We start from the raw sequence: 2235 nt of genomic DNA, 5'->3' as shown, positions 1-2235 counted from the left end.
CTGCTCTTCCGAAAACTGCTTCCGTTTCATTCCGTCCGTCCCTTCGAGGGGCCGGCCTCTAGTTCCAAGTGGATGAAGAAACGGGGGTCACGTCAACGAGCGCCTGCCACTCAGCCAGCGCCGCGGAGCGGCGCTGCTTGTGGGTCTGGCGGTCGACAAGGTGGCGTTCGTGATTGTAGTGGTTGTGGACGTTGGCATGAACCGAGGCGAACTTCTGTAAGGTTCGCATCTGCCGGAACCGCAGCATCGCCCGCTCTCGTCGCCTGAAGGGCAGGTGCGAGTTCTCCACCCGGTTGTTGGCTCAGCGACCCACCTCCTGCTTCTCGCGGTTGCCGAGCTCCGTCAGTGCAGCGCCATAGGAGCGCAGACCATCGGTGGTGATTGCCTCGGGCGAGCCGTGACGCTTGAGCGCCTTCTTCATGAAGGCAAGCGCTGCTGACACGCCAGCTGCTGCTCGCGCGCGCGTGGTGGAAGGAGCTGCGGGGCGGCGAGATCGACATCACGCGACTGGCTACGCGCGAAGGTCTGACCGCCTCCTATGTCACGCGGGTGCTGCGGCTCGCCTTCCTGGCGCCCAGCGTCACCCAGGCGATCCTCGCCGGGCGACTACGCGCCGGCGTGAGCGCGGCGACGCTCACCGCGGCCGGCGGCGTGGATGTCAGCTGGCAGGCGCAAGAGGCGCGACTGCTGCCGACGCCCGCGGGCGCCGGCCTCCGGCGAGCCTAGGAGCGGATGCCGAGCGTCTTGCGCGCCGATGCCAGCGCGGCCTTGCCGCGCTTCCCCGCCTTGGTGACGACCTCCTCGGCCGCCTGCTCGACGGCGGCGCCCGCCTCCTCGACAGCGGCCACCGCCTTGCGGCCGAGGCCGAGCTGCTTGGCGAGCGCGCGTCGGCCTTCGCTGTAGCCCGGCGCCACCATCGGATAATCGGACTTCAGATTGAAGCGCGCCCGATATTCGTCCGGCGTGAGCCCGTGAACGGTGAGGTGGCGCTTCAAGCTGGCGTAAGGCTTGCCGTCGATCATGCTGATGATGCGGTCCCGGTTGGCGAGCGACTTGCGCACCGACACCGCTGGTGTGTGCTCGGACGTCGCCGGCACGGCCTGCTCGGATGTCGGCGCCGTCAGCGACAGGACTGCCTCATGCATCGACTGTAGAATAGCCGGCACGTCGCTGGCGCTCACGCGCGTGTGCGGGTTGGCGAGCCATGCCATCGTCACCGCGGCGGCCAGGCCGACGGTGTCATTCTGTTCTTCGCCGCTCATCTCGTTGTCCGAACTCATCACCATTCCTTCGTCGTAGCACGCGCACTGCTGGTCGGTCACGGGCAACTTGGGCCAGCTTGCTTCGAGCCGTATCAGATCAGGAGAGAGTGTTAACCATCACTCCGCCTGACGGCGTCTACAACATCGGCGATGGTCGTGAGTTCATTCACTAGGCGACGCAGGTCGCCGACGGGCTCCTGTGCCAGTGGGTCAAGCACGACCTTCGCCGAAACGTCTTCCATCAGCATGCCGGCCGCGGTCATATAGCTGCGGATCAGATCTTCGTTCACACGCGCCCTCCTGCCTGGCGACAGAGCCGTGGGTGCGCGCAGAAGTCGAGCCGCAGCTTTCGGCCGCGGCGCTCAGCCGAGCAGGTCGCTCGCCGTGAGCGCGAAGGGCGCAGCGAGCTTCTCGACGACCGTGATCGTCGGATTGCGCGAGCCGCGCTCGATGTCGCTCACATAAGTGCGGTGAACGCCGGAACGGTCGGCATAATCCTCCTGGCTCCAGCCCTGTTCGAGCCGCAGGCGACGCAGATTGGCGGAGAGGCGCTGACGTATGTCCACGTAGCGCTGAAGAGCGCGATGTCGATCGGCAGCCTGCAGGTGCTGCGCGAGGGGGCCACGGCGCAATATGGCTCCGACGCGATCGCCGGCGTGCTCAACTACGGCCTGCGCGAGAACCAGGGCATCGAGCTCGTCGGGCGCACCGGCCAGTTCTACGCAGGGGACGGCGAGAGCTACCAGATCGCCGGCAACGCGGGCGTGAAAGGTGACTGGGGCTTCATCAACGTCACCGGCGAGTATACCGACGATGGCCAGACCAGCCGCGGCCGCACGCGGCCCTCGGCGGCCAATTTCGCGCAGAATTTCCCCGATCTCGCCTCGCAGCTGCCGAACTACCCGCTGCCCGCGCAGATCTGGGGCAGCTCGCCGATCCACGGCTTCAAGGCGGTGTACAACTCGGCCATCAA

The 2235-nt window shown here is 66.7% G+C and carries 4 protein-coding genes and 2 pseudogenes; 2 read left to right on the top strand and 4 right to left on the bottom strand.

Annotated features, from left to right (window positions below):
• Positions 1 to 58: 58 nt before the first annotated feature.
• Positions 59 to 442, bottom strand: a pseudogene (locus FHY02_RS23515) (DDE-type integrase/transposase/recombinase).
• Positions 443 to 549: 107 nt separating this feature from the next.
• Here FHY02_RS23515 and FHY02_RS22565 point away from each other — a divergent pair.
• A complete protein-coding gene (locus FHY02_RS22565; protein ID WP_183926610.1) occupies positions 550 to 726 on the top strand; it encodes a hypothetical protein in 177 nt (58 codons plus the stop codon).
• On the opposite strand, the gene FHY02_RS22560 is transcribed toward FHY02_RS22565, so the two are convergent.
• From FHY02_RS22560 to FHY02_RS22550, 3 genes are all read right to left on the bottom strand, one after another.
• The gene (locus FHY02_RS22560) at positions 723 to 1262 is read right to left on the bottom strand and encodes a MucR family transcriptional regulator (protein WP_183926612.1); all 540 of its coding nucleotides are present in this window, start codon (positions 1260 to 1262) and stop codon (positions 723 to 725) included. The genes FHY02_RS22565 and FHY02_RS22560 overlap by 4 nt on opposite strands.
• 110 nt (positions 1263 to 1372) lie before the next feature.
• Positions 1373 to 1552, bottom strand: coding sequence for a hypothetical protein (locus FHY02_RS22555; RefSeq protein WP_183926608.1), 180 nt, complete (start codon positions 1550 to 1552; stop codon positions 1373 to 1375).
• 72 nt (positions 1553 to 1624) lie between these two features.
• Positions 1625 to 1828, bottom strand: a complete 204-nt coding sequence (locus FHY02_RS22550; RefSeq protein WP_183926605.1) for a helix-turn-helix domain-containing protein — start codon at positions 1826 to 1828, stop codon at positions 1625 to 1627.
• Positions 1829 to 1846: 18 nt separating this feature from the next.
• Here FHY02_RS22550 and FHY02_RS22545 point away from each other — a divergent pair.
• Positions 1847 to 2235, top strand: a pseudogene (locus tag FHY02_RS22545) (TonB-dependent receptor); the annotation flags it as partial.

Origin of the sequence: Sphingomonas sp. BK069 (assembly GCF_014193405.1) — a bacterium.
GTDB lineage: Bacteria > Pseudomonadota > Alphaproteobacteria > Sphingomonadales > Sphingomonadaceae > Sphingomonas.
This window is presented reverse-complemented; position numbering and strand designations above follow the sequence as displayed.